A 19,204-nucleotide genomic window follows, 5' to 3' on the forward strand; every position below is an offset into this window, starting at 1 on the left:
GCCATGGCGGTCAAGGTCTACGAACGCATCCTTCGCCTCTTCGAGGCCGAGGGGATCAGCACCATCTTCGGCATCCCCGATCCGAACTTCGTGCACCTCTTCCACCTCGCCGAGGAGCGCGGCTGGAGCGTGGTCGCCCCGCACCACGAGGAGGCCGCCGGCTTCATGGCGGAGGCGGTGTCCCGGATGACGGGGAAGCCGGCCGTGTGCATCGGCACGCTCGGCCCCGGCATGGCCAACATGGCCGGGGCGATGATGTGCGCCAAGGTCGAGAACTCGCCGGTCGTGTTCCTCGGCGGGCAGCGGGCCCGCATCACCGAGCAGCGGGTGCGGCGCGGCCGCATCCAGTTCGTCAAGCAGGCCGAGCTGTTCGCGCCGTCGGTGAAGTACGCCGCCAGCATCGAGTACGCCGACCAGACCGACGAGATCGTCCGCGAGGGGCTGCGGAAGGCGCTGTCGGGCACGCCCGGCCCCGTCTACATCGAGTACCCGTCGCACGTGATCCAGGAGGAGCTCGACGTCCCGCCGGCGGCGCCGCCCGAGACGTACCGCCTGGTCGGGCAGACGGCGGGGCCGGACAAGGTCGCCGAGGCGGCGGCGGCCGTGCGGGCGGCGAAGCAGCCGATCCTCCTCGTCGGCCACGGCGTGCACACCGCCCGCGCGGGGGAGCAGGTCAAGCGGCTCGCCGACCTGATGGCATGCCCCGTCATCCAGACGTCCGGCGGCACCTCCTACATCAAGGGACTGGAGGACCGCACCTGGTCCTACGGCTTCTCGCCATCGGCCGTCGACGCGGTCGTGAAGTCGGACCTGTGCCTGGCGATCGGCACCGAACTGGGCGAGCCCGTCCACTACGGGCGGGGCCGGCACTGGCTGGAGAACGCCGCCGGACGCACCTGGATCCTCGTCGAGCAGGACCCCGGGGCGATCGGCGTCAACCGCCCCATCGACATCCCGCTGGTCGGCGACCTGCGCGCGGTCGTCCCGCAGCTCGTGGACGCGCTCTCCGACTCTCCCCGCACACCGTCGCCGGAGCTCGCCGGCTGGATCGAGCAGGACGCGGCGCGGCTCGCGGACCTGGCAGAGACGGCCCCGTCCGGCGGGTCGCCCGTCCACCCCGCGCGGCTCGTCGTCGAGGCGACCAGGGCGTTCCCGCCGGACGGGATCATGGTCCGTGACGGCGGCGCCACCACGATCTTCGGCTGGACGTACTCGCAGGCCAAACCGCACGACGTGCTCTGGAACCAGAACTTCGGCCACCTCGGCACCGGGCTGCCCTACGCCGTGGGCGCCGGGGTCGCCGACGGCGGCGCGCGCCCGCTGATGCTGATCACCGGCGACTCGTCGTTCCTGTTCCAGATCGCGGAGCTTGAGACGGCCGCGCGGCTGAACCTGCCGCTGGTCTGCGTCGTGGCCGTCGATTACGCGTGGGGCCTGGAGGTGGGCGTCTACAAGCGCACCTTCGGGCAGGACGCGCGGATGCCCGGCGTGCACTGGAGCACCGGCACCCGGCTCGACAAGGTCGCCGAAGGCTTCGGCTGCCACGGTGAGTACGTCGACCGCGACGCGGACATCGCCCCCGCCATCAAGCGCGCCTACGCGAGCGGGAAGCCGGCGGTCGTCCACGTCGCGGTCGACCCCAAGGCGAACTCGGAGGAGATGCCGAGCTACGCCGAGTTCCGGACCTGGTACGCGGAAGGGATGCAGTGACGGCCATGGGAGACAACCTGGAGTTCTACATCGGCGGGGAGTGGAGCGCCCCGGCCGATCCGTCACGGACCCTCGACGTGGTGAACCCAGCGACCGAGCAGGTCTGCGGCCAGGTGGCGGCCGGCTCGGCCGCCGACGTGGACCGTGCGGTCGCGGCGGCGCGCGGCGCGTTCGGCTCCTGGTCGCGGACGAGCGCCGCCGACCGGACCGAGGTGCTCCGGAACGTCCAGGAGGCGTACCAGAAACGGTCCGGCGACCTCGCCGCCGCGCTGACCGAGGAGATGGGCGCGCCCGCCTCGCTCGCCGGCGGGTTCCAGGTCGGGCTCGGCGCCGGCCACCTCGCCAAGGCGATCGAGATCCTCCAGGACTTCGCGTTCGAGGAGCGGCGCGGCGCCACCCTCGTCGTGAAGGAGCCGATCGGCGTGTGCGCGCTGATCACGCCCTGGAACTGGCCGCTCAACCAGATCGCGGTGAAGGTGTTCCCGGCGCTGGCGACCGGCTGCACCATGGTCCTCAAGCCGTCGGAGATCGCGCCGTCCGCCGGGCGGATCTTCGCCGAGATCCTGGACGCCGCGGGCGTCCCCGCCGGAGTGTTCAACCTCGTGCAGGGCGACGGGCCCGGCGCCGGCGCGCCGCTCTCGTCGCACCCCGGCGTCGACATGGTCTCCTTCACCGGGTCGGTGCGCGCGGGCGTCGAGGTCGCGCGGAACGCCGCGCCCGGCGTCAAGCGGGTCACCCAGGAACTCGGCGGCAAGAGCCCGAACATCGTCCTGGACGACGCGGCCTTCGCCGCGAACGTCGCGTCCGGCGTCACCACCATGATGGGCAACTCCGGGCAGACCTGCAGCGCCCTGTCACGGATGCTGGTGCCGAGGTCGCGGATGGACGAGGCCGCCGCCGTTGCGCGCGAGGCCGTCGCCGGCGTCACCGTGGGCGACCCCGCCGACGACGTCGTGATGGGCCCGGTGGCGTCGCGGGCCCAGTTCGAGAAGGTGCAGGCGCTCATCCAGCAGGGCATCGACGAGGGCGCCACCCTCGTGGCCGGAGGCACCGGCCGCCCGGACGGCCTGCCGACCGGCTTCTACGTCAGGCCGACCGTCTTCGCCGACGTCACCAACGACATGACCATCGCCCGCGAGGAGATCTTCGGCCCGGTCCTGACGATCATCGGCTACGACGACGTCGACCACGCCGTCGAGATCGCCAACGACACCGAGTACGGCCTGGCCGGCAACGTCGCCGGCGCCGACCTCGACGCCGCCCGCGCCGTCGCCCGCCGCATCCGCGCGGGCTGGGTCTCCATCAACGACGGGTTCGACTTCGGCTGCCCCTTCGGCGGCTACAAGAAGAGCGGCAACGGCCGCGAATGGGGCGAGTTCGGCTTCCACGACTACCTGGAGACCAAGGGCGTCCTCGGCTACGAACCCGAGCAGGCCGCGGGCTAGAACCCGCGCTTGCCGATCGCGTCCGCTTCCCGCGCCAGCTCCTCCTGGAAGTCGGGGTGGGCGATGGCGACGAGGCGGCGGGCGCGCTCGGCGAGCGGCCTGCCCTTGAGCTCGGCCGCCCCGAACTCGGTGACGATGACGTCCGCGTCGCTGCGGGCCGTGGTGACCGGGCCCGACAGCGCGGCGGTGATCCTGCTGACGGTGCCGCGCCGCGCCGTGGCGGGCAGCGCGATGATCGCGTGCCCGCCGGGCGAGCGCGCGCCCGCCCGGACGAAGTCCGCCTGCCCGCCGGTGCCGCCCAGGTAGGCGGGGCCCGTCTGCTCGGCGTTGACCTGGCCGGTCAGGTCCACCTCGATCGCCGAGTTCAGCGTCACCAGCCTCTCCAGCCGCGCGAGGACCGCGGCGTCGTGGGTGTAGTCCGCGGCGCGCATGCGGATCGCCGGGTTGCGGTCGGCGAACCGGTAGAGGCGCTCGGTGCCGATCAGCGCGCCGGTGATGGACACGCCCCGGTCGATGGGCTTGCGCGCGTTGGTGACGACGCCCGCCTCGACCAGGTCGACCAGCCCGTCCCCGATCATGCCGGAGTGGACGCCGAGGTCCGCGCGGTCGTGGAGGAGGCGGAGCAGGGCGTCCGGGACGGCGCCGATCCCGGTCTGGATGACCGAGCCGTCCTCGATGTAGGCGGCGGCGTGCTCGGCGATGGCCCGGTCGGTCGCGCCGATCGTCGCCGGAGGGACCTCGACCGGGGGCCGCGAGACGTGCACCGCGCAGTCGATCCCGGCGGCGGGGAGCACCTCCCCGTACGTGCGGGGCACCCGCTCGTTCACCTCGGCGATGACGACGCGCGCCTTCGCGGCGGCGGCGCGGACATGGTCGCTGATGAGGCCGAGGCTGTGGTCCCCGTCCGCGCCGGCGGGACCGACCTGGACGAACGCGGCGTCGCACCGCAGGATCCCCGCCTCGATCATCGGGCCGACCTGGCCGACGTGGCAGGGGACGACGGTGAGCCGGTGCTTCGCGGAGAGGGCGCGCAGCGCGCCGATCGCCCCCATGCTGGACACGGCGACGCCGTCCATCGCGTCCGGGGTGAGGAGGCCGGAGAAGCTCGTCGCGATGAAGACCGACAGGCCGCCGATGGCGGGGCCCTGCTCGATCAGGGCCTCGACCAGCGTGGTCGGCTCGCCGCATGCCTGCCCGACGACGATGTGGTCCCCGGGGCGCAGGAACCGGCTCAGGTCGAGGCCGGCGGGATCGGTGACGGTCTTCACGCGCGTCCCGCCTGGGCGAGCAGCGCCCGCGCGCGGGCGAGGTGGGGACGGTCGAGCATGGCGCCGTCGTGGGCGAGGGTGCCCGCGCCCGGGTTGGCGGCGAACAGGTCGACGATCTCCTGCGCGGCGGCCACTTCCGCGTCCGTCGGGGTGAAGGCCGCGTTGATCACCTCGACCTGGGCGGGGTGGATGGCGAGCATGCCGCGGTAGCCGTCGCGGCGCACCCGCTCGGCCCGCGCGCGCAGCCCGTCCAGGTCGCGGAAGTCGCCGTGGATGGTGTCGACCGGCACCGCTCCTGCGGCGGCGGCGCCGAGGAGGCACAGGCTCCGGGCCAGCTCGTAGGTGAACCCGTACTCGCCGTCGGCGGTGCGGTTGCCGGAGGCGCCCACCGCGTCGGCGAGGTCCTCGGCGCCCCAGGTCATGGCGACCAGGCGCGGCGCGCCCGCGTAGGTGCCGGTGGTGAACATGGCCTCGGCCGTCTCCGTCACCAGTGCGATGACCCTGGTCGAGCCCTCCTCGGTGCCCGCCGAGACCTCCAGCGCGGACAGGTAGTGGTCGAGCTTCTCCACGTCCGCGCGGCCGCGCGCCTTGGGGAGCATGACGCCGCCGGGGCGGGCGGGCATCACCGCCGCCAGGTCCGCCAGCGCGTGCGGGCCGTCCAGGGGGTTGATGCGCACCCAGAGCCGGTCTCTGTCGTTGTCCGGACTGGATCGCAGGAAGTCCGCGACCATCGTCCGGGCGGACGGCTTGCGCTCTTCGGCGACCGCGTCCTCCAGGTCGAAGAGCACGATGTCGGCCGGAGACGCCGTGGCCTTCTCCATCTTCCGTTCGCTGTCGCCGGGAGCGAACAGCCACGAGCGTGCGGAGAACGTTTCCGCGTCGCGGGTCATTTCCGCTCCCATCCCAGTTCGTCCAGTACTTCCGCCGTGTGGGCGCCGAGCCTCGGGGCCGGGCCGGCGACCCGGCCCGGCGTCCGCGAGAACCAGGCCGGCGTCCCCGGGAACCGCACCGGCCCGTTCGGGGTGTCGACGGTCTCGAAGAAGCCGACGGCGTTCAGGTGCGGGTCGTCGAACAGGTCGTCCAGGGTGCGGACCGGCGCGGCGGGAATGTCCAGGGACGAGAGCAGTTCCAGCCATTCCTGCGTCGTGCGCTGCCTGAAGGTCTCCCCGAGAAGTGCGTAAACGGTGTCGATCTGCCTGGCCCGCTGTTCGAGGGTGGCGAAATGCTCGCCCGCCCATTCCGGCTTCACGGCGCCGACGAACGCCGACCATTGCTTGTCGTTGTACACGAGCGCGGAGACGTGGCCGTCCTTGGTGCGGTACGGCCTGCGGTTCCGGGAGACGGCGCGCGGATAGACCGCAGGGCCGAGCGGAGGGGTGAACAGCGCGCCGTTGGCGTGCTCGACCAGCATGAACGCGGCCATCGTCTCGAACATCGCGACCTCGACCTCCTGGCCCTCGCCGGTCCGCTCGCGATGGAACAGCGCCATCATCGTGGCGTACAGCGCCGTTATCCCGGCGACCTTGTCGGCCATGATCGTCCCGACGTAGCCGGCCTCGCCGGTCAGCTGCTCCTGGACGGACGGCAGCCCGCATTCCGCCTGGATCGTGTCGTCGTAGGCGGTGCGGCCCGCGTCCGGCCCGCGCCGTCCGTAGCCGTAGCAATTGGTGTAGACGATCGACGGGTTGATCGCGGCCACGTCGGGATAGGCGAATCCCAGTCCGGCGATCGCCCGCGCGCGCATCGAATGGATGAAGACGTCGCCGCGTTCGATGAGGCCGCGCAGGGCGTCCTTGCCCCCGTCCGTGCGCAGGTCGAGCACCACGCTGCGCTTGCCGCGGTTGACGTTGGCGAAGACGCCGGCCATCCCTGGTTCGGGCCCGGCCGAGATCCGCCGGGTGTTGTCGCCGGCGGGAGGTTCGACCTTGATGACGTCCGCCCCCATGTCGGCCATGATCTGGGTGCAGTGCGCGCCCATCACCATCGCCGTCAGGTCGACGACCCGCACTCCCGACAGCGGGCCCGGATGGTATCCGCGTTCGTCCGACATCGGCCGCTCCCACCGGATTCTCGCGCCCGGGAACCCTGTATCCAGATGATGCTGTTAATCCTTACAAGGATGATGATATCAAGAGGGTCATGAGGAGCACCGAAGCCGGCAGCGCCCCTCCGCCCTCCATCGCCGCCGTGCTGGACGCACCGCTCGCCGCGCGGCCCGGCGCGACCGCGATCGAGGCGGCCTCCGGCGCCTGGACGTACGCCGAGCTCGACGACCGGGCGCGGAGAGCGGCCGGTGCGCTGTGGTCGCTCGGGGTGCGGCCCGGGGACCGCGTCGCCGCGTGCCTGCCCAACGACCTGGACATCGTGGCGGCCTTCCACGGCGCCCAGCGGATCGGCGCGATGTGGGCGGGGATCGGCGAGGCGCTCGCGCCCGCCGAGCAGGAGGAGTTGCACGGCATCTGCGATCCGGCGGTCGTCCTCGCCGGACCGCGCTGCCGGCTCGACGTGCCGGGCCGCGTCGACCCCGACCGGTGGGCGCGGCTCATGGAGGGGGAGGAGACGGCCCCGGAGGTCGCCCTCGACATCGACGCGCCCGCCGGGATCGCGTTCACCAGCGGGACGTCAGGACGTCCGAAGGCCGTCGTGCACAGCCAGCGCAACCTGCTCCTGCCTGGCGCGGTGCTCGTCGCCACCCGCGGCTGGGGCCCGGAGCTGCGCAAGGGCGACGGCTTCCCGCTCACGATCCTCAACCTCATGGTCCTGTCGACGCTGCTCGCCGCGCAGGCCGGCGGATGCTCGGTCATCATGGACCGGCGCGACGCCGACGGCCTGGCCGGCTGGATCTGCGAGCGGGGCGTCACCGCGTGGAACGGCGCGCCCGCGCAGCTCTACGACCTGGCCCGGCGCCCGGACCTCGGGCTCGGCCCGCTCCAGGAGGCGTGGAGCGGGGGCGGCGACACCTCCGACGCGCTGCGCGAGGCCTTCTCCGCGACGCACGGGCTCGTGCCCCGCGCTACCTACGGCCTGACCGAGGCGCCGACCGTCGTGTCCATCGACCCACCCGGCGAGCAGTGGCGCCCGGGCACGAGCGGGCGCGTGCTGCCCCACATCGACGTCGCCGCCTACAACGACGACGGCCGCCGCCTCCCCGCGGGTGAGCCGGGCGAGCTGCGGCTGAGCGGCGCGACGTCGGGCCCCTGGGCGGGGGCTTGGACGCCGCTGCTCGGCTACTGGGAGAACGGCCGCGTCCGCCCGCCGGAACCCGGCCCCGTGCCCACCGGCGACATCGGTACGGTCGACGGCGACGGATGGCTGACCGTGCTCGACCGTAAGAAGCTGGTCATCGTCAGGGGCGGCGCGAACGTCTATCCGCTCGAAGTGGAGCGGGTGCTCCTGGCGCATCCCGGTGTCGCCAACGCGGCGGTGTGCGGGGTGCCCGACGACCGCCTCGGGCAGCGGGTGGCCGCCGTCGTCGAGAGCACCGGCGCGCGGCTGGACGTCGCGGCGCTCACCGAGGCGTGCCGCCGGGAGCTCGCGCCCTACAAGGTGCCGGAGATCTGGACGCGGGTCGACGCGCTGCCGGTCAACGCCATGGGGAAGGTGCAGCGCGCCGGGCTGGCCGACCTCGTCGCACGGGACGCACCGGGCGACCGGTGAATCCGGAGCTTCACCAAAGGGAGGCGCGCGTGGACGCCGATGCCGCCGCACGCGGGATGTTCGGTCTCGACGGCCGGGTGGCGATCGTGACGGGAGCCTCGTCGGGGCTGGGCGCCGCGGTCGCGCGCGCACTGGCCGCCTTCGGCGCCCGGGTCGGCCTGGTGGCCCGGCGCAGGGACAGGCTGGACGCGCTCGCCGCGGAGATCGGCGGCCTGCCCGTCGCCTGCGACCTGTCCGATCCCGAGCGGGCCGGGACGGTCGCGCCCGCGGTGGCGGACGGGCTCGGCCCGCCGGAGATCCTCGTCAACGCGGCGGGCGCCATGTTCACCGAGGAGCGCGCCGAATCCGAACCGCTCGACGCCGTCCGCGCGACCCTGGACCTCAACCTGGTGGCGCCGTTCGTGCTGGCGCAGGCGGTCTTCCCGCACATGCGCGCCGCTGGGCGGGGCTCCATCGTCAACGTGTCGTCCATCAGCGGACGCGTCGGCGTGCCGGGGATCCCGCAGGCGTCCTACGCGGCGAGCAAGGCGGGCCTGTCCGGCCTCACCGCCGAGCTGGCCGTGCAGTGGGCGCGGCACTCGATCCGGGTGAACACGGTGGCGCCGGGCTTCTTCCGCAGCGAGATCACCGGCCCGCTGTACGAGAACGAGCGGCCGGCCGAGTACCTGCGCCGCAACACGCCGCTGCCGAAGGAGGGCGGCGCGGACGACATCGTCGGTGCCATCGTCTGGCTCGCCGGGGACGCCGCGAGCTACGTCACGGGGCAGACGATCGTCGTCGACGGCGGCTGGACCGCCCGGTAGTCCGCTGCGGTCAGTGGCGCGCGCGCACGCCGGACTGGATCGCCTGCCGGGCGGCGGGCGACGCGGCGTTGACGATCCCGTCGTCGAAACGCTCCAGGAGCAGGGACTGGGTCGCGGTGAGGTGGGCGCAGGCGACCCGCTCCGCCTCCCCGGCGCGCCCGGCGGCGATGTCGTCGACGATCCGGCGGTGGGTGCGGACGGCCGTCATCGCCTCGTCGCGGGTCGGGTACTCGCCGCGCCGGGTGAGCGCCTCGGCCCACGCCTCCTCCTGCGCCGACCACAGCGCGACGAGGCTGCCGACGACGTTGCGGACCGTCGCGTTCGGGGTGAAGGCGACGAGGAGGTCGTGGAACTCGCGGGCGGTCTGCGTGAACGCGACGCCGTCGTCCACCAGCGCGGTGCACTCCTCGACGTTGGCGCGCAGGGCGGGGACGACGACCTCCGCGCGGTCCTCGCGTCGCGCGCATTCGGCGGCGCACAGCGGTTCCAGCATCCGCAGCCCGGCCGCCAGGTCGCCGAGCGAGACCCGGTCGCCCTGGAGCGCGAGGCCGAGGTGGTACGCGGCCGACGACTGGTCCGGCCGGTGCACCTCGGCGCCGCCGACGTTGCCGCGCCGGACCGTCACCAGGCCCTCGGTCTCCAGGATGCGCAGCGCCTCCCGCACCGAGGGGTAGCTGACGCCGAACTCCCTGACCAGCTGGTCCTGGGTGGGGAGCGCGTAGTCGTAGTCGCTGGCGAGGATGCGGGTGCGCAGCTCGCCGGCGACGGTCTCGGCGATGCGGTGCTGGTGGACTCGGCTGCGTCGCGGTGTCGTCACGCAGGCCGCTTCCCGTGGAGCTGAGGGACCATGCGGCGAGTCTACCGTGACCGGGTAACCAAAGGCAGTATTGCAATCCTTACAAGGATTGAAATAGCGTCGTCGGCATGGACTTCACGATGGGCGAGGCCGCCACCGCCCTCCGCGGCGACCTGCGCAGGCTGGTCGCCGAGCACGTCCCGCCCGGCTTCCTCGGCGCCTTCACCGACGACCCGTCCGACCTGGAGACCGCGCAGCGCTTCTGCCGCCTGCTCGCCGACCGCGGACTGCTCTGCCTCGCCTGGCCCGGGGAGTACGGCGGCGCGGACGCCTCGGTCTGGGAGCAGACCGTCGTCCGCGAGGAGATGTGGGCGCACCACGAGCCCCGGGGCGCGCAGTACATGGGCGTCAACTGGGTGGGGCCGACGATCATGCGGCACGGCACGGCGGAGCAGCGCCGCCGGCACCTGCCGCCGATCGCGCGCGGCGAGGTCATCTGGTGCCAGGGGTTCAGCGAGCCCGACGCCGGCTCCGACCTCGCGGCGCTGCGCACGTCCGCCCGCTGGGACGGCGGCGCCTGGCGCATCTCCGGCCAGAAGATCTGGACGTCCTACGCCGGCATGGCGCAGTGGTGCTTCCTGCTCGCCCGCACCTCGACGGGGGAGCGGCGGCAGCACGGGCTGACGATCTTCCTCGTGCCGATGGACGCGCCGGGCATCGAGGTCCGGCCGATCGCGTCGATGATGGGGCCGCACCACCTCAACGAGGTCTTCTTCAGCGACCTGCGGGTGACCGGCGCGGACGTCCTCGGCGCCGTCGACCGGGGATGGGAGGTGGTGCAGGAGGTGCTGTCGTTCGAGCGCGTCGGCATCGCCCGCTACGCCCGGTGCGAGCGGCTGCTCCAGGCGGCGCCCTCGGTGCTCGGCGACCGGTGGGACGGCCTGCCGGACGAGCTGCGCGGGCGGTGGGCCCGGATGCTGACGCACTGCCGGCGCGCGCGCCTGCTCGCCTACGAGGTGGTGGCGAAACAGGCCAAGGGCACGGTGCGGCCCGCCGACGCGGCCGCGTACCGGATCGCGGTGACCCGGCTCGACCAGGACAGCGCCGACGTGCTGATGGAGATCGTCGCGTCGGCCGGGGCGGACGGCGCGGAGGCCCGCCGGTTCCGCCTGCGGGTCGAGGACCACTGGCGCTACTCCCGGGCGTCCACGGTCGCGTCGGGGAGCATCGAGATGCAGCAGATCCTGCTGTCCCGATCGCTGCTGGCGTCATGACCGGACCGCTGAGCACCGCCCCGACGGCCGGCACCGCATGAACATCGACCTGAGCGAAGAGGCCGCCGAGTACGGGCGGCAGGCGGTCCGGGCGTTCGAGGGGGCCGGAGGTGACGACCTCGTCCGGAAGGCCGAACGCGAACCCAAGCGCAGGGCGGCGCTCGTCGGGCCGGTCCTCGACGAGTTGGGCGCGCTCGACCTCGACCCGCGCGGCGACGCGGCGGAGCTGGAGGCGGCGGCGGCACTGTGCCGCGCGGCGGGCTATTTCGCGGTTCCGTTCCCGGTGGCCGAGCGCCTGTCCCGCCCGGCCGGCGCCGACGGGCTGCTCGTCGTCGACGGCGCCCGTCCAGCCGCCGCCGTCGCGGGGCTCGACCTGCGCTGGACGGCTGTGACGCTGGACGGCCGGCGCTGCGACGCCGCCGCGCGGGCACCGGAGGGCCCGCCCCGCACGTCGGCGTTCGTCACGGGACTGGACCTGCGGCCTGCCGGCGCCGACGGCGATTGCGCGCGAGACCTCGCCCTCGGCCTGGTCCTGCCGTGCTGGACGCTGCTCGGCATGCTCGACCGGGCACTCGACCTCACCCGGGAGCACGTCCTCCTCCGCGAGCAGTTCGGGCAGGCGCTCGCGCGGTTCCAGGGCGTCCGCTTCCAGCTCACCGAGGCGGAGGTCGAGCGCAGCGGTGCCGAGGCGCTGGCGAAGTACGCGCTCTGGAGCGTCCAGGACCATCGCCGCGAGGCGGTCGACGACGCGCTCGCGCTGCGGCTCGCGGCCGTCGAGGCGGCCGACGTCGTCTTCCGCGTCGCGCACCAGCTGCACGGTGCCTTCGGCTTCTGCGACGAGGCGTTCCTGTCGTGGCTCTCCCGCTACGGCCAGCCGCTGCGGCGCCTGCCGCTGGGCCCGTCGGGGACGCGCGACCGGCTGACGCGCAGCCTGGGCCGGCGCGGCCTGACCGGGCCGTTCGGCGAGGCGCGGGAGCGGGCGGCGCGGTGACCGGAATTCGCGGGACCGCACACGACCTCGCGGAGTTCCGCGCCGAGGTGCGCGGATGGTGCCGCGAACACGTCCCGGCCGATTGGCGGCGGGCGCAGACGGGCGTCCCAGAGGAGGAGTTCGTCGCCTTCCAGAAGGAGTGGTTCCAGGAACTGCGCCGTGCCGGGTTCGCCGTCCCGCATTGGCCGCGTGAATGGGGCGGCGGGATGCCGGTCGCCGAGCAGATCGTCCTGCACCAGGAACTCGCCGCCCACGACGCGCCGCGGCTCGTGCTGGCGTTCGTCGCGATCCACCACGCCGCCGCGACGCTGCTGGCCGCCGGGACCGACGAGCAGCGCCGCCGCCACCTCCCGGCGATCCTGGACGGCGAGATCTGGGCCCAGGGCTTCTCCGAGCCCGGCGCCGGGTCCGACCTGGCCGCGCTCTCGACCACCGCCCGCAGGCAGGGCGGCGGGTACGTCGTCAACGGTCAGAAGGTGTGGGCGAGCGGCGCCGCGCACGCCGACTGGTGCCTGCTGCTCGCCCGCACCGACCCCGGCGCGCCGAAGCGGCGCGGCATCTCCTACTTCCTGCTCGACATGACCACGCCGGGGATCGACGTCCGCCCCATCCGGCAGGCGACCGGCGAGTCGCACTTCTGCGAGATCTTCCTCGACGACGTCGTCATCCCCCGGACCTGCCTCGTCGGGCGCGAGAACGACGGCTGGCGGGTGGCGCAGGAAACGCTGGGCGCCGAGCGCGGCATGACGATGCTGGAGCTGGCCGAGCGGCTCGGCAACGCCGGCTTCCGATGGCTGCTGGAGACGTGCGCCCGCCCCGGGCCGGCCGGCGCGAGGCCCGTCGACGACGCGCTCGTCGCCGACCGGCTGGCCGGTTTCGAGACCGAGCTGACCGCGCTCCGCGCGCTCTGCCGCGACCTGGTGGAACGCCACGACGCGGGCACGTCCGGTCCGGCCGACGCGTCCGTGGTCAAGCTGTTCTACAGCGAGCTGCTCCAGCGGATGACCGGCTTCGGCGCCGAGATCGCCGGGCCCGCCGCCCACGCCGAGCTGCGCAAACCCCTGTCCAGCGGATGGGAGTCGGGTGCCTGGGCGCTGGACTTCATCGGCTCGTGGGAGTGGACGATCCCGGGCGGGACGAGCGAGATCCAGCGCACCATCATCGGCGAGCGCGGCCTCGGCCTGCCCCGCGAACCCCGGGGCGGCCGATGAGCCAGGACCTCTCCGATCTGCACGGCGAGCTCCGCGCCGTGGCGCGCGACCTGCTCTCCGGCGCCGGCCCGGACCGGGCGCCCGGCTGGAAGGCGATCACCGGATCCGGCTGGCCCGGCCTGGAGGTGCCGGAAGCGCTGGGCGGCTCCGGTGCCACCTTCGCGGAGGTCGCCGTCGTCCTGGAGGAGATGGGCCGCGCGGCGGCGTCCACTCCGTACGTCGGCGCGGCGGTCCTGGGCGCCGGAGCGCTCAACCTGCTCGAACCGGGACCGGAGCGAGACGGCCTGCTGCGCGCCATCGCGTCGGGGGCCGCGCGTCCGGCCGTCGCGCTGGCAGGCGACACGGGCGACATGGGCACCGCCGTCGCCGCGGAGCCGCCGTTCCGCCTGGAGCGGTCGCCGCGAGGGCTCGTCCTGCGCGGCGACGCGGCGTTCGTGCCCGACGCGGCCGGCGCCGACCGGCTCCTGCTGCCCGCGCTCGCACCCGGTGGAGAACCGGTCATGGTCGACGCCGGTCCGGACCTCGCGGGGATCCGGGTGACCGCTCAGCCGCTCCTCGATGACACCCGCGCGTTCGGCCGGGTGACCGCCGAAGGCGCGGTCGTGGCGGAGGGCTCGCTCCGGAGGTTCACCGGAGACCCCGCGGCCGCCTTCCGGCACCTGGGTGACCGTGCCGCCATGGCCGTCGCCTGCGACGGCCTCGGCCTGAGCGAGGCCATGCTGGACGCGACCGTCGCCTACGCGGGCGTGCGCGAGCAGTTCGGCCGCCCCATCGGCTCCTTCCAGGCGGTCAAGCACGCGTGCGCCGACATGCTCGTCCGGGTCACCGTGGCGCGCCGCCTCGTGGAGGCCGCAGCGCGGGCGCTGGCCGCCGGCGACCCGGACTGCTGGGTGACGGTGTCCATGGCGAAGTCGTACGCCTGCGAGGCCGCGGTGGACGTCGCGGGCAAGGCGATGCAGCTGCACGGGGGCATGGGCTACACGTGGGAGAGCGGCGTCCACGTCCACCTGAAGCGCGCGATGCTCGACCGCTCCCTGTTCGGTTCGCCCGCGGACCACCGGCGCCGCGTCGCGCGCCGGTATCGGTGAGCGCCGCCTCTTGCGTTTCGTGCCGGGATGAGGTGGACTCGGCAGCAAGACAATACAGATTCTCTGATCTTGTTCGGTCGAGGTCGTGAGAGGCCCGTGGCCGCCCCCGGACGTCCGGGCGGGGCGCGGACGGTCACGCCCTCATGGTAAGCCCGTTATCGGTAGACAAGAACTCAATATCGATCAGAAAGAATTTTCTTCTCGCTCGTTCCGGTGGGCGGGCGCCACCCCCGGGTGGACGTTCCCGCAGGACGCGCGAGACGCTCATTCCGGCATGCCGTCAATGGCCGGACGGCAGGGCGTATTCCCTGGTCAGAGGGGATATTGACCCTCTTTTCGGAGCGGTGCTATCCAGGTGTTCAGCATCGCTGAACGACCGTCCAGCGGCACGAGCGGCGGATGCGGAACGGCGTGCGCGGCGACGACCGCGCACCTGGCACAGGGAGGTCCTCCGTTGGGTGAGTTGTCCCCGTCCGTCCGGCCGGCCGCCGGCAGCCGGACGCCCGGGCCGGTGCGCCCGTGACCGGCGCGGCGGCGGCCGCGGCGCGGTACGCCGGAACGCGGGTCCCGCGCGTGGAGGACCCGCGGCTGCTGACCGGCCACGGCACCTACGTCGACGACGTCACGCGGCCCGGGATGCTGCACGCCTGCTTCGTCCGCAGCCCCCTGGCGCGCGCCCGGATCCTCGGCGTCGACGCGGCCGAGGCGCTCGCCGTCGACGGCGTCCACGCGGTGTTCACCGCCGCGGACCTCAACCCGGACGTGCGCGAGCAGTGGTACACGCTGATCGGCAAGGACGTCCCGGACACGCCGCGGCCCCCGCTCGCCGAGGGCGAGGTCCGGTTCGTCGGCGACCCGGTCGCGATGGTGGTCGCCACCGACCGCTACGTCGCCGAGGACGCCGCCGAGCTGGTCGCCGTCGACTACGAGCCGCTGCCCCCGGTCGTCGACTACGCCGCCGCGGGGGAGTCCGCGGAGCTGGTGCACGACGGCTACCCCGGCAACCTCGCGGGCGAGTTCCCCGGCGCGCCGTTCGAGGAGGTCGAGCCCGTCTTCGCCGAGGCGCCCGTGGTCGTGCGGCGCACGATCCGCCAGCAGGCCTGCAGCCAGGTGCCGATCGAGACGCGCGGCATGGTCGCCGAATGGTCCGGGCCGGCCGGCGAGCTGACGATCTGGGCGGCGACGCAGTCCCCGCACGAGGTGCGGCTGTTCTGCTCCCGGCTGCTGGGGCTGCCCGAGCAGCGGGTGCGGGTGGTGATGCGCGACACCGGCGGCGGCTTCGGGCAGAAGGTGATCCCGCAGCGCGAGGACATGTGCGTCATGCTCGCCGCCCGCAAGGTGCCCGGCCCGCTGAAGTGGATCGAGGACCGGCGGGAGAACCTCCAGTCGGCCGGCATGGCGCGGCACGCCCACGGCGACGTCCGGATCGCCCTCGACGACGGCGGCGCGATCCTCGCCGCCGCGATCGACTACGTCGAGGACGTCGGCGCCTACCCGGTGCCGTGGCCGGTCGGGACGTCCGCGGCGGTCGGGATGTTCTTCCCCGGCCCGTACCGCGTCCCGAAGGCCGCGTGGGCGACGGCGTCGGTGTTCTCCAACACCTCCGGCCGCACCGCCTACCGCGGGCCGTGGCAGTTCGAGTCGCTGGCGCGCGAGCTGCTCCTGGACTCGGCCGCCCGCAGGATGGGCCTCGACCCGGCCGAACTGCGCCGCCGGAACCTGCTGCGCCGCGACGAGCTGCCGTACACCAACCCGTGCGGCGTCCCCTACGACGGCATCACGCCGCTGGAGACGTTCGAGCAGGCGCTGAAGATGCTCGACTACGAGGCGTTCCGGCGCGAGCAGGAGCTCGCCCGCGCGGAGGGCCGGTACATCGGCGTCGGCACCTGCACGTACGTGGAGCCGACCTCGGCCGCGATGGCGCTGCACGCCACCGAGGGCGCGACGATCCGGATCGAGCCGTCCGGCAAGGTCAACGTGTACGTGTCCGGCGGGTCGAGCGGCAACAGCATCGAGACCACGGTCGTGCAGCTCACCGCGGACGCGCTCGGCGTGGACATCGCCGACGTCAGCACGGTGCAGGGCGACACGGCCGTCACCCCGTTCGGCGGCGGCGCGGCCGGCAGCCGGTCGGGCTCGATGACCGCGGGCGCCGTGGCGGAGACGGCGTCGGTGCTGCGGGAGCGGATCGTCGCGATCGCGGCGCACCGGCTGGAGGCCGACCCCGGCGACATCGAGCTGGACGGCGGGCGCGCCCGCGTGCGCGGCGTGCCGGAGGCGGGCGTCACGCTCGCCGAGATCGCGAACGCCGCCTATTTCCAGCCGGAGACCCTGCCGCCGGACGTGCCGGCGGGCCTGGAGGCGTCCGGCCGGTACCGGCCGGAGCACCCGCTCATCTACGCCAACGCCACCCACCTGTGCACCTGCGAGGTGGACGTGGTGACCGGCGCGGTGAAGCTGCTGCGCTACATCGTCAGCGAGGACTGCGGCCCGATGATCAACCCGAACGTCGTGGAGGGGCAGATCGCGGGCGGCGTCGTGCAGGGCATCGGCAACGCGCTCTGCGAGCACCTCGCCTACGACGCCGACGGCAACCCCGTCGCCACCACCTTCATGGACTACCTGCTGCCCACGGCCGCCGAGATACCCGACATCGAGTACGGCCACGTCGAGACGCCGTCGCCGGGGCCCGGCGGCTACAAGGGCGTCGGCGAGGGCGGTGCGATCGGCGCGCCGCCGGCGGTGGCGAACGCCGTCGCCGACGCGCTCGCGCCGTTCGGCGCGGAGATCACCAGCCTGCCGCTGACGCCCGAGACGATCGTGGCGCTGGTGCGCGGCGCGGACGGGACGGTGACGCGATGAAACCGCCGTCGTTCGAGTACCACGTCCCCGGCGACGTGGACGAGGCCGTCGGGCTGCTCGCCGAACTCGGCGAGGACGCCAAGGCCATCGCGGGCGGGCAGAGCCTCGTCCCGATGCTCGCGCTCCGGCTCGCCAACCCCGAGCACCTCGTGGACCTGCGCAGGCTGGACGGCCTGCGCGGCGTCGAGGAGCGCGGCGCGACGGTCCGGATCGGGGCGGGCACCACGCAGGCGGCCGTCGCGCGGTCCGCCGAGGTCGCCCGGTCCGTCCCGCTGATGGCCCGCGCCACCCCGCTGATCGGGCACTTCCAGATCCGGAACCGCGGCACCGTCGGGGGATCGCTCGCGCACGCCGACGCCGCCGCCGAGTACCCCGCCGTCGTCCTCGCACTCGACGCGGAACTCCAGGCGGTCTCGCCGCGCGGCACCCGCACCATCCCCGCCGGGGACTTCTTCACCGGCCTGTGGAGCACCGCGCTGGACGAGGACGAGCTCCTGACCGCGATCGACCTCCCGGTCCGGCGCGGGCGCAGCGGCTTCGCGATCGAGGAGTTCGCGAGGCGCGGCGGCGACTTCGCCATCGCCGGCGCGGCCGTCGCTGTCGAAGTGGACGACGCCGGCCGGGTCGCCCGCTGCGGGATCGGGCTGTTCGGGCTCGGCTCCACGCCGCTGCGCGCCCCGGCCGCGGAGACGGCCGCGACCGGCGCCGCACTGGCCGACATCGACCCCGACGAACTCGGCCGCACGGCCATCGGGGAACTGGACGCGGTCCCCGCCGACCTGCACGCGTCCGCCGACCACCGCGCGCACGTCGGCGCCGTCATCGTGGCGCGCGCATGGCGGCGCGCCGCCGAAGAGGCCGGGCGGCGCGCCGCCGAGGAGGCTGCGAATGGCTGACGTCACCGTCCGGATGCGGGTCAACGGCGGGCCGCGGAGCGCGTCCGTGCCGCCCCGGCTCACCCTCGCCGACTTCCTGCGCGAGCGGTGCGGGCTCACCGGCACCCACCTCGGCTGCGAGCACGGCGTCTGCGGCGCGTGCACCGTCCTGCTGGACGGGCAGGCCGTCCGCGCCTGCCTCGTCCTCGCCGTGCAGGCCGACGGCGCCGAGATCACCACCGTGGAGGGGATCGCCTCGCCGGACGGCGAGCTGTCCCCGGTGCAGCAGGCGTTCCGCGACCACCACGGCCTGCAGTGCGGCTTCTGCACGCCCGGGTTCGTCGTCTCCGTGACGGCGTTCCTGCGCGACAACCCCGACCCCACCGACGAGCAGATCCGCGACGGCCTGTCCGGCAACCTGTGCCGCTGCACCGGCTACCAGGGGATCCTCAAGGCCGTCCGCGCGGCGGCGGGCCCGTCCGCGGGCGCCGCCGCGCCGGAGGAGACCGGATGAAGCTGGAGAACGCCTTCACGATCCCCGTGCCCGCGGACGAGGCGTGGCGCGTCCTGCTCGACATCGAGCGGATCGCCCCGTGCGTTCCGGGCGCGACGCTCACCTCCCGCGACGGCGACCGCTTCGACGGGAAGGTCAAGGTCAGGCTCGGCCCGATCGGCCTCACCTACAGCGGGTCGGTCGCGTTCGTCTCGCTCGACGAGGACGCCGGGGTCGCGGTGATGGAGGCCGCCGGGCGGGAGACGCGCGGCGGCGGCACCGCGAAGGCGGTCGTCACCTGCCGCCTCACCGGACGCGGCGACACCACCGACGTCCGGGTGGAGACCGACCTCGCCATCACCGGCAAGCCCGCGCAGTTCGGCCGCGGCGCCCTCGCCGACGTCTCGGCCGCCCTCCTCGGCAGGTTCGCCGCGAACCTCGCCGAGGAGATCGCGCCCGGCGGGGACGCGTCCCCGGCCCCGGACGCCTCCTCCGGGTCCGGGGACGCACCGCCCCCGCCCGCCGCAGACCCCGCCGAACCCGCAGACCCCGCCGAACCCGCGGCCGCCGGACGGCGGGCCGAGCCCGTGGACCTGCTCCGCACCGCCGGCCCCGGCGCGGCCCGCCTCGCCGCCGCGCCGGCCGCGGCGGGCCTCGCCCTGCTCATGGTGCTCCTGGCCGTCCGCCGCCGGCGGCGGGCCGGGCGCCCGTAGCCCACCCCCACCCGAGAG

16 protein-coding genes are annotated in these 19,204 nt (G+C 74.1%); 12 read left to right on the forward strand and 4 right to left on the reverse strand.

Annotation, left to right across the window (positions count from 1 at the left end; translation table 11 throughout):
• Positions 1-3: 3 nt before the first annotated feature.
• Together AB0C78_RS09280 and AB0C78_RS09285 are read left to right on the forward strand one after the other, a co-directional pair.
• A complete protein-coding gene (locus AB0C78_RS09280) occupies positions 4-1,710 on the forward strand; it encodes a thiamine pyrophosphate-binding protein (RefSeq protein ID WP_360744144.1) in 1,707 nt (568 codons plus the stop codon).
• A 5-nt stretch (positions 1,711-1,715) separates the two neighbouring features.
• Positions 1,716-3,155: an aldehyde dehydrogenase family protein gene (locus tag AB0C78_RS09285; RefSeq protein ID WP_360744147.1), complete on the forward strand. Its 1,440-nt coding sequence runs from the start codon at positions 1,716-1,718 to the stop codon at positions 3,153-3,155.
• Here the strand turns inward: AB0C78_RS09285 and AB0C78_RS09290 are convergent.
• From AB0C78_RS09290 to AB0C78_RS09300, 3 genes are read right to left on the reverse strand one after another with little or no spacing between them, the layout of a single operon-like run.
• Positions 3,152-4,423 carry an acetyl-CoA hydrolase/transferase C-terminal domain-containing protein gene (locus tag AB0C78_RS09290; RefSeq protein WP_360744150.1) on the reverse strand — a complete coding sequence of 424 codons (1,272 nt, stop codon included), beginning with the start codon at positions 4,421-4,423 and terminating at the stop codon, positions 3,152-3,154. The two genes, AB0C78_RS09285 and AB0C78_RS09290, sit on opposite strands and share 4 nt — an antisense overlap.
• Positions 4,420-5,313: a CoA ester lyase gene (locus AB0C78_RS09295; protein ID WP_360744153.1), complete on the reverse strand. Its 894-nt coding sequence runs from the start codon at positions 5,311-5,313 to the stop codon at positions 4,420-4,422. Before AB0C78_RS09295 ends, AB0C78_RS09290 begins: the two co-directional genes overlap by 4 nt.
• The gene (locus AB0C78_RS09300) at positions 5,310-6,473 is read right to left on the reverse strand and encodes a CoA transferase (protein ID WP_360744156.1); all 1,164 of its coding nucleotides are present in this window, start codon (positions 6,471-6,473) and stop codon (positions 5,310-5,312) included. Before AB0C78_RS09300 ends, AB0C78_RS09295 begins: the two co-directional genes overlap by 4 nt.
• Before the next feature lie 89 nt (positions 6,474-6,562).
• On the opposite strand from AB0C78_RS09300, the gene AB0C78_RS09305 reads away from it, so the two are divergent.
• A complete protein-coding gene (locus AB0C78_RS09305) occupies positions 6,563-8,080 on the forward strand; it encodes a class I adenylate-forming enzyme family protein (protein ID WP_360744159.1) in 1,518 nt (505 codons plus the stop codon).
• 29 nt (positions 8,081-8,109) lie between these two features.
• Positions 8,110-8,883 carry an SDR family oxidoreductase gene (locus tag AB0C78_RS09310; protein WP_360744162.1) on the forward strand — a complete coding sequence of 258 codons (774 nt, stop codon included), beginning with the start codon at positions 8,110-8,112 and terminating at the stop codon, positions 8,881-8,883.
• Positions 8,884-8,893: 10 nt separating this feature from the next.
• Here the strand turns inward: AB0C78_RS09310 and AB0C78_RS09315 are convergent, their stop codons facing one another.
• Positions 8,894-9,700 (reverse strand): FCD domain-containing protein, encoded by an 807-nt coding sequence (locus tag AB0C78_RS09315; RefSeq protein WP_360744164.1) that lies wholly within the window; start codon positions 9,698-9,700, stop codon positions 8,894-8,896.
• 107 nt (positions 9,701-9,807) lie between these two features.
• Here AB0C78_RS09315 and AB0C78_RS09320 point away from each other — a divergent pair, with 107 nt between their 5' ends.
• The 8 genes from AB0C78_RS09320 (at position 9,808) to AB0C78_RS09355 (ending at position 19,186) form a co-directional block, all read left to right on the forward strand.
• Positions 9,808-10,953, forward strand: a complete 1,146-nt coding sequence (locus tag AB0C78_RS09320) for an acyl-CoA dehydrogenase family protein (protein ID WP_360744167.1) — start codon at positions 9,808-9,810, stop codon at positions 10,951-10,953.
• A 37-nt stretch (positions 10,954-10,990) separates the two neighbouring features.
• Positions 10,991-11,944: an acyl-CoA dehydrogenase family protein gene (locus tag AB0C78_RS09325; protein ID WP_360744170.1), complete on the forward strand. Its 954-nt coding sequence runs from the start codon at positions 10,991-10,993 to the stop codon at positions 11,942-11,944.
• Complete coding sequence (locus tag AB0C78_RS09330; protein WP_360744173.1) at positions 11,941-13,155, forward strand: acyl-CoA dehydrogenase family protein; 1,215 nt, start codon at positions 11,941-11,943, stop codon at positions 13,153-13,155. The genes AB0C78_RS09325 and AB0C78_RS09330 overlap by 4 nt, the downstream gene beginning before the upstream one ends.
• Positions 13,152-14,243, forward strand: coding sequence for an acyl-CoA dehydrogenase family protein (locus AB0C78_RS09335; protein WP_360744176.1), 1,092 nt, complete (start codon positions 13,152-13,154; stop codon positions 14,241-14,243). Before AB0C78_RS09330 ends, AB0C78_RS09335 begins: the two co-directional genes overlap by 4 nt.
• 519 nt (positions 14,244-14,762) lie before the next feature.
• The gene (locus AB0C78_RS09340; RefSeq protein WP_360744179.1) at positions 14,763-17,105 is read left to right on the forward strand and encodes a xanthine dehydrogenase family protein molybdopterin-binding subunit; all 2,343 of its coding nucleotides are present in this window, start codon (positions 14,763-14,765) and stop codon (positions 17,103-17,105) included.
• Positions 17,102-18,001 (forward strand): xanthine dehydrogenase family protein subunit M, encoded by a 900-nt coding sequence (locus tag AB0C78_RS09345; protein ID WP_360744182.1) that lies wholly within the window; start codon positions 17,102-17,104, stop codon positions 17,999-18,001. Before AB0C78_RS09340 ends, AB0C78_RS09345 begins: the two co-directional genes overlap by 4 nt.
• Positions 17,994-18,494, forward strand: coding sequence for a (2Fe-2S)-binding protein (locus tag AB0C78_RS09350; RefSeq protein WP_360744185.1), 501 nt, complete (start codon positions 17,994-17,996; stop codon positions 18,492-18,494). Before AB0C78_RS09345 ends, AB0C78_RS09350 begins: the two co-directional genes overlap by 8 nt.
• Positions 18,491-19,186 carry an SRPBCC family protein gene (locus tag AB0C78_RS09355; RefSeq protein ID WP_360744188.1) on the forward strand — a complete coding sequence of 232 codons (696 nt, stop codon included), beginning with the start codon at positions 18,491-18,493 and terminating at the stop codon, positions 19,184-19,186. Before AB0C78_RS09350 ends, AB0C78_RS09355 begins: the two co-directional genes overlap by 4 nt.
• Positions 19,187-19,204 lie beyond the last annotated feature (18 nt).

Source organism: Actinomadura sp. NPDC048394, assembly GCF_040651755.1.
Lineage (GTDB): Bacteria > Actinomycetota > Actinomycetes > Streptosporangiales > Streptosporangiaceae > Spirillospora > Spirillospora montaniterrae.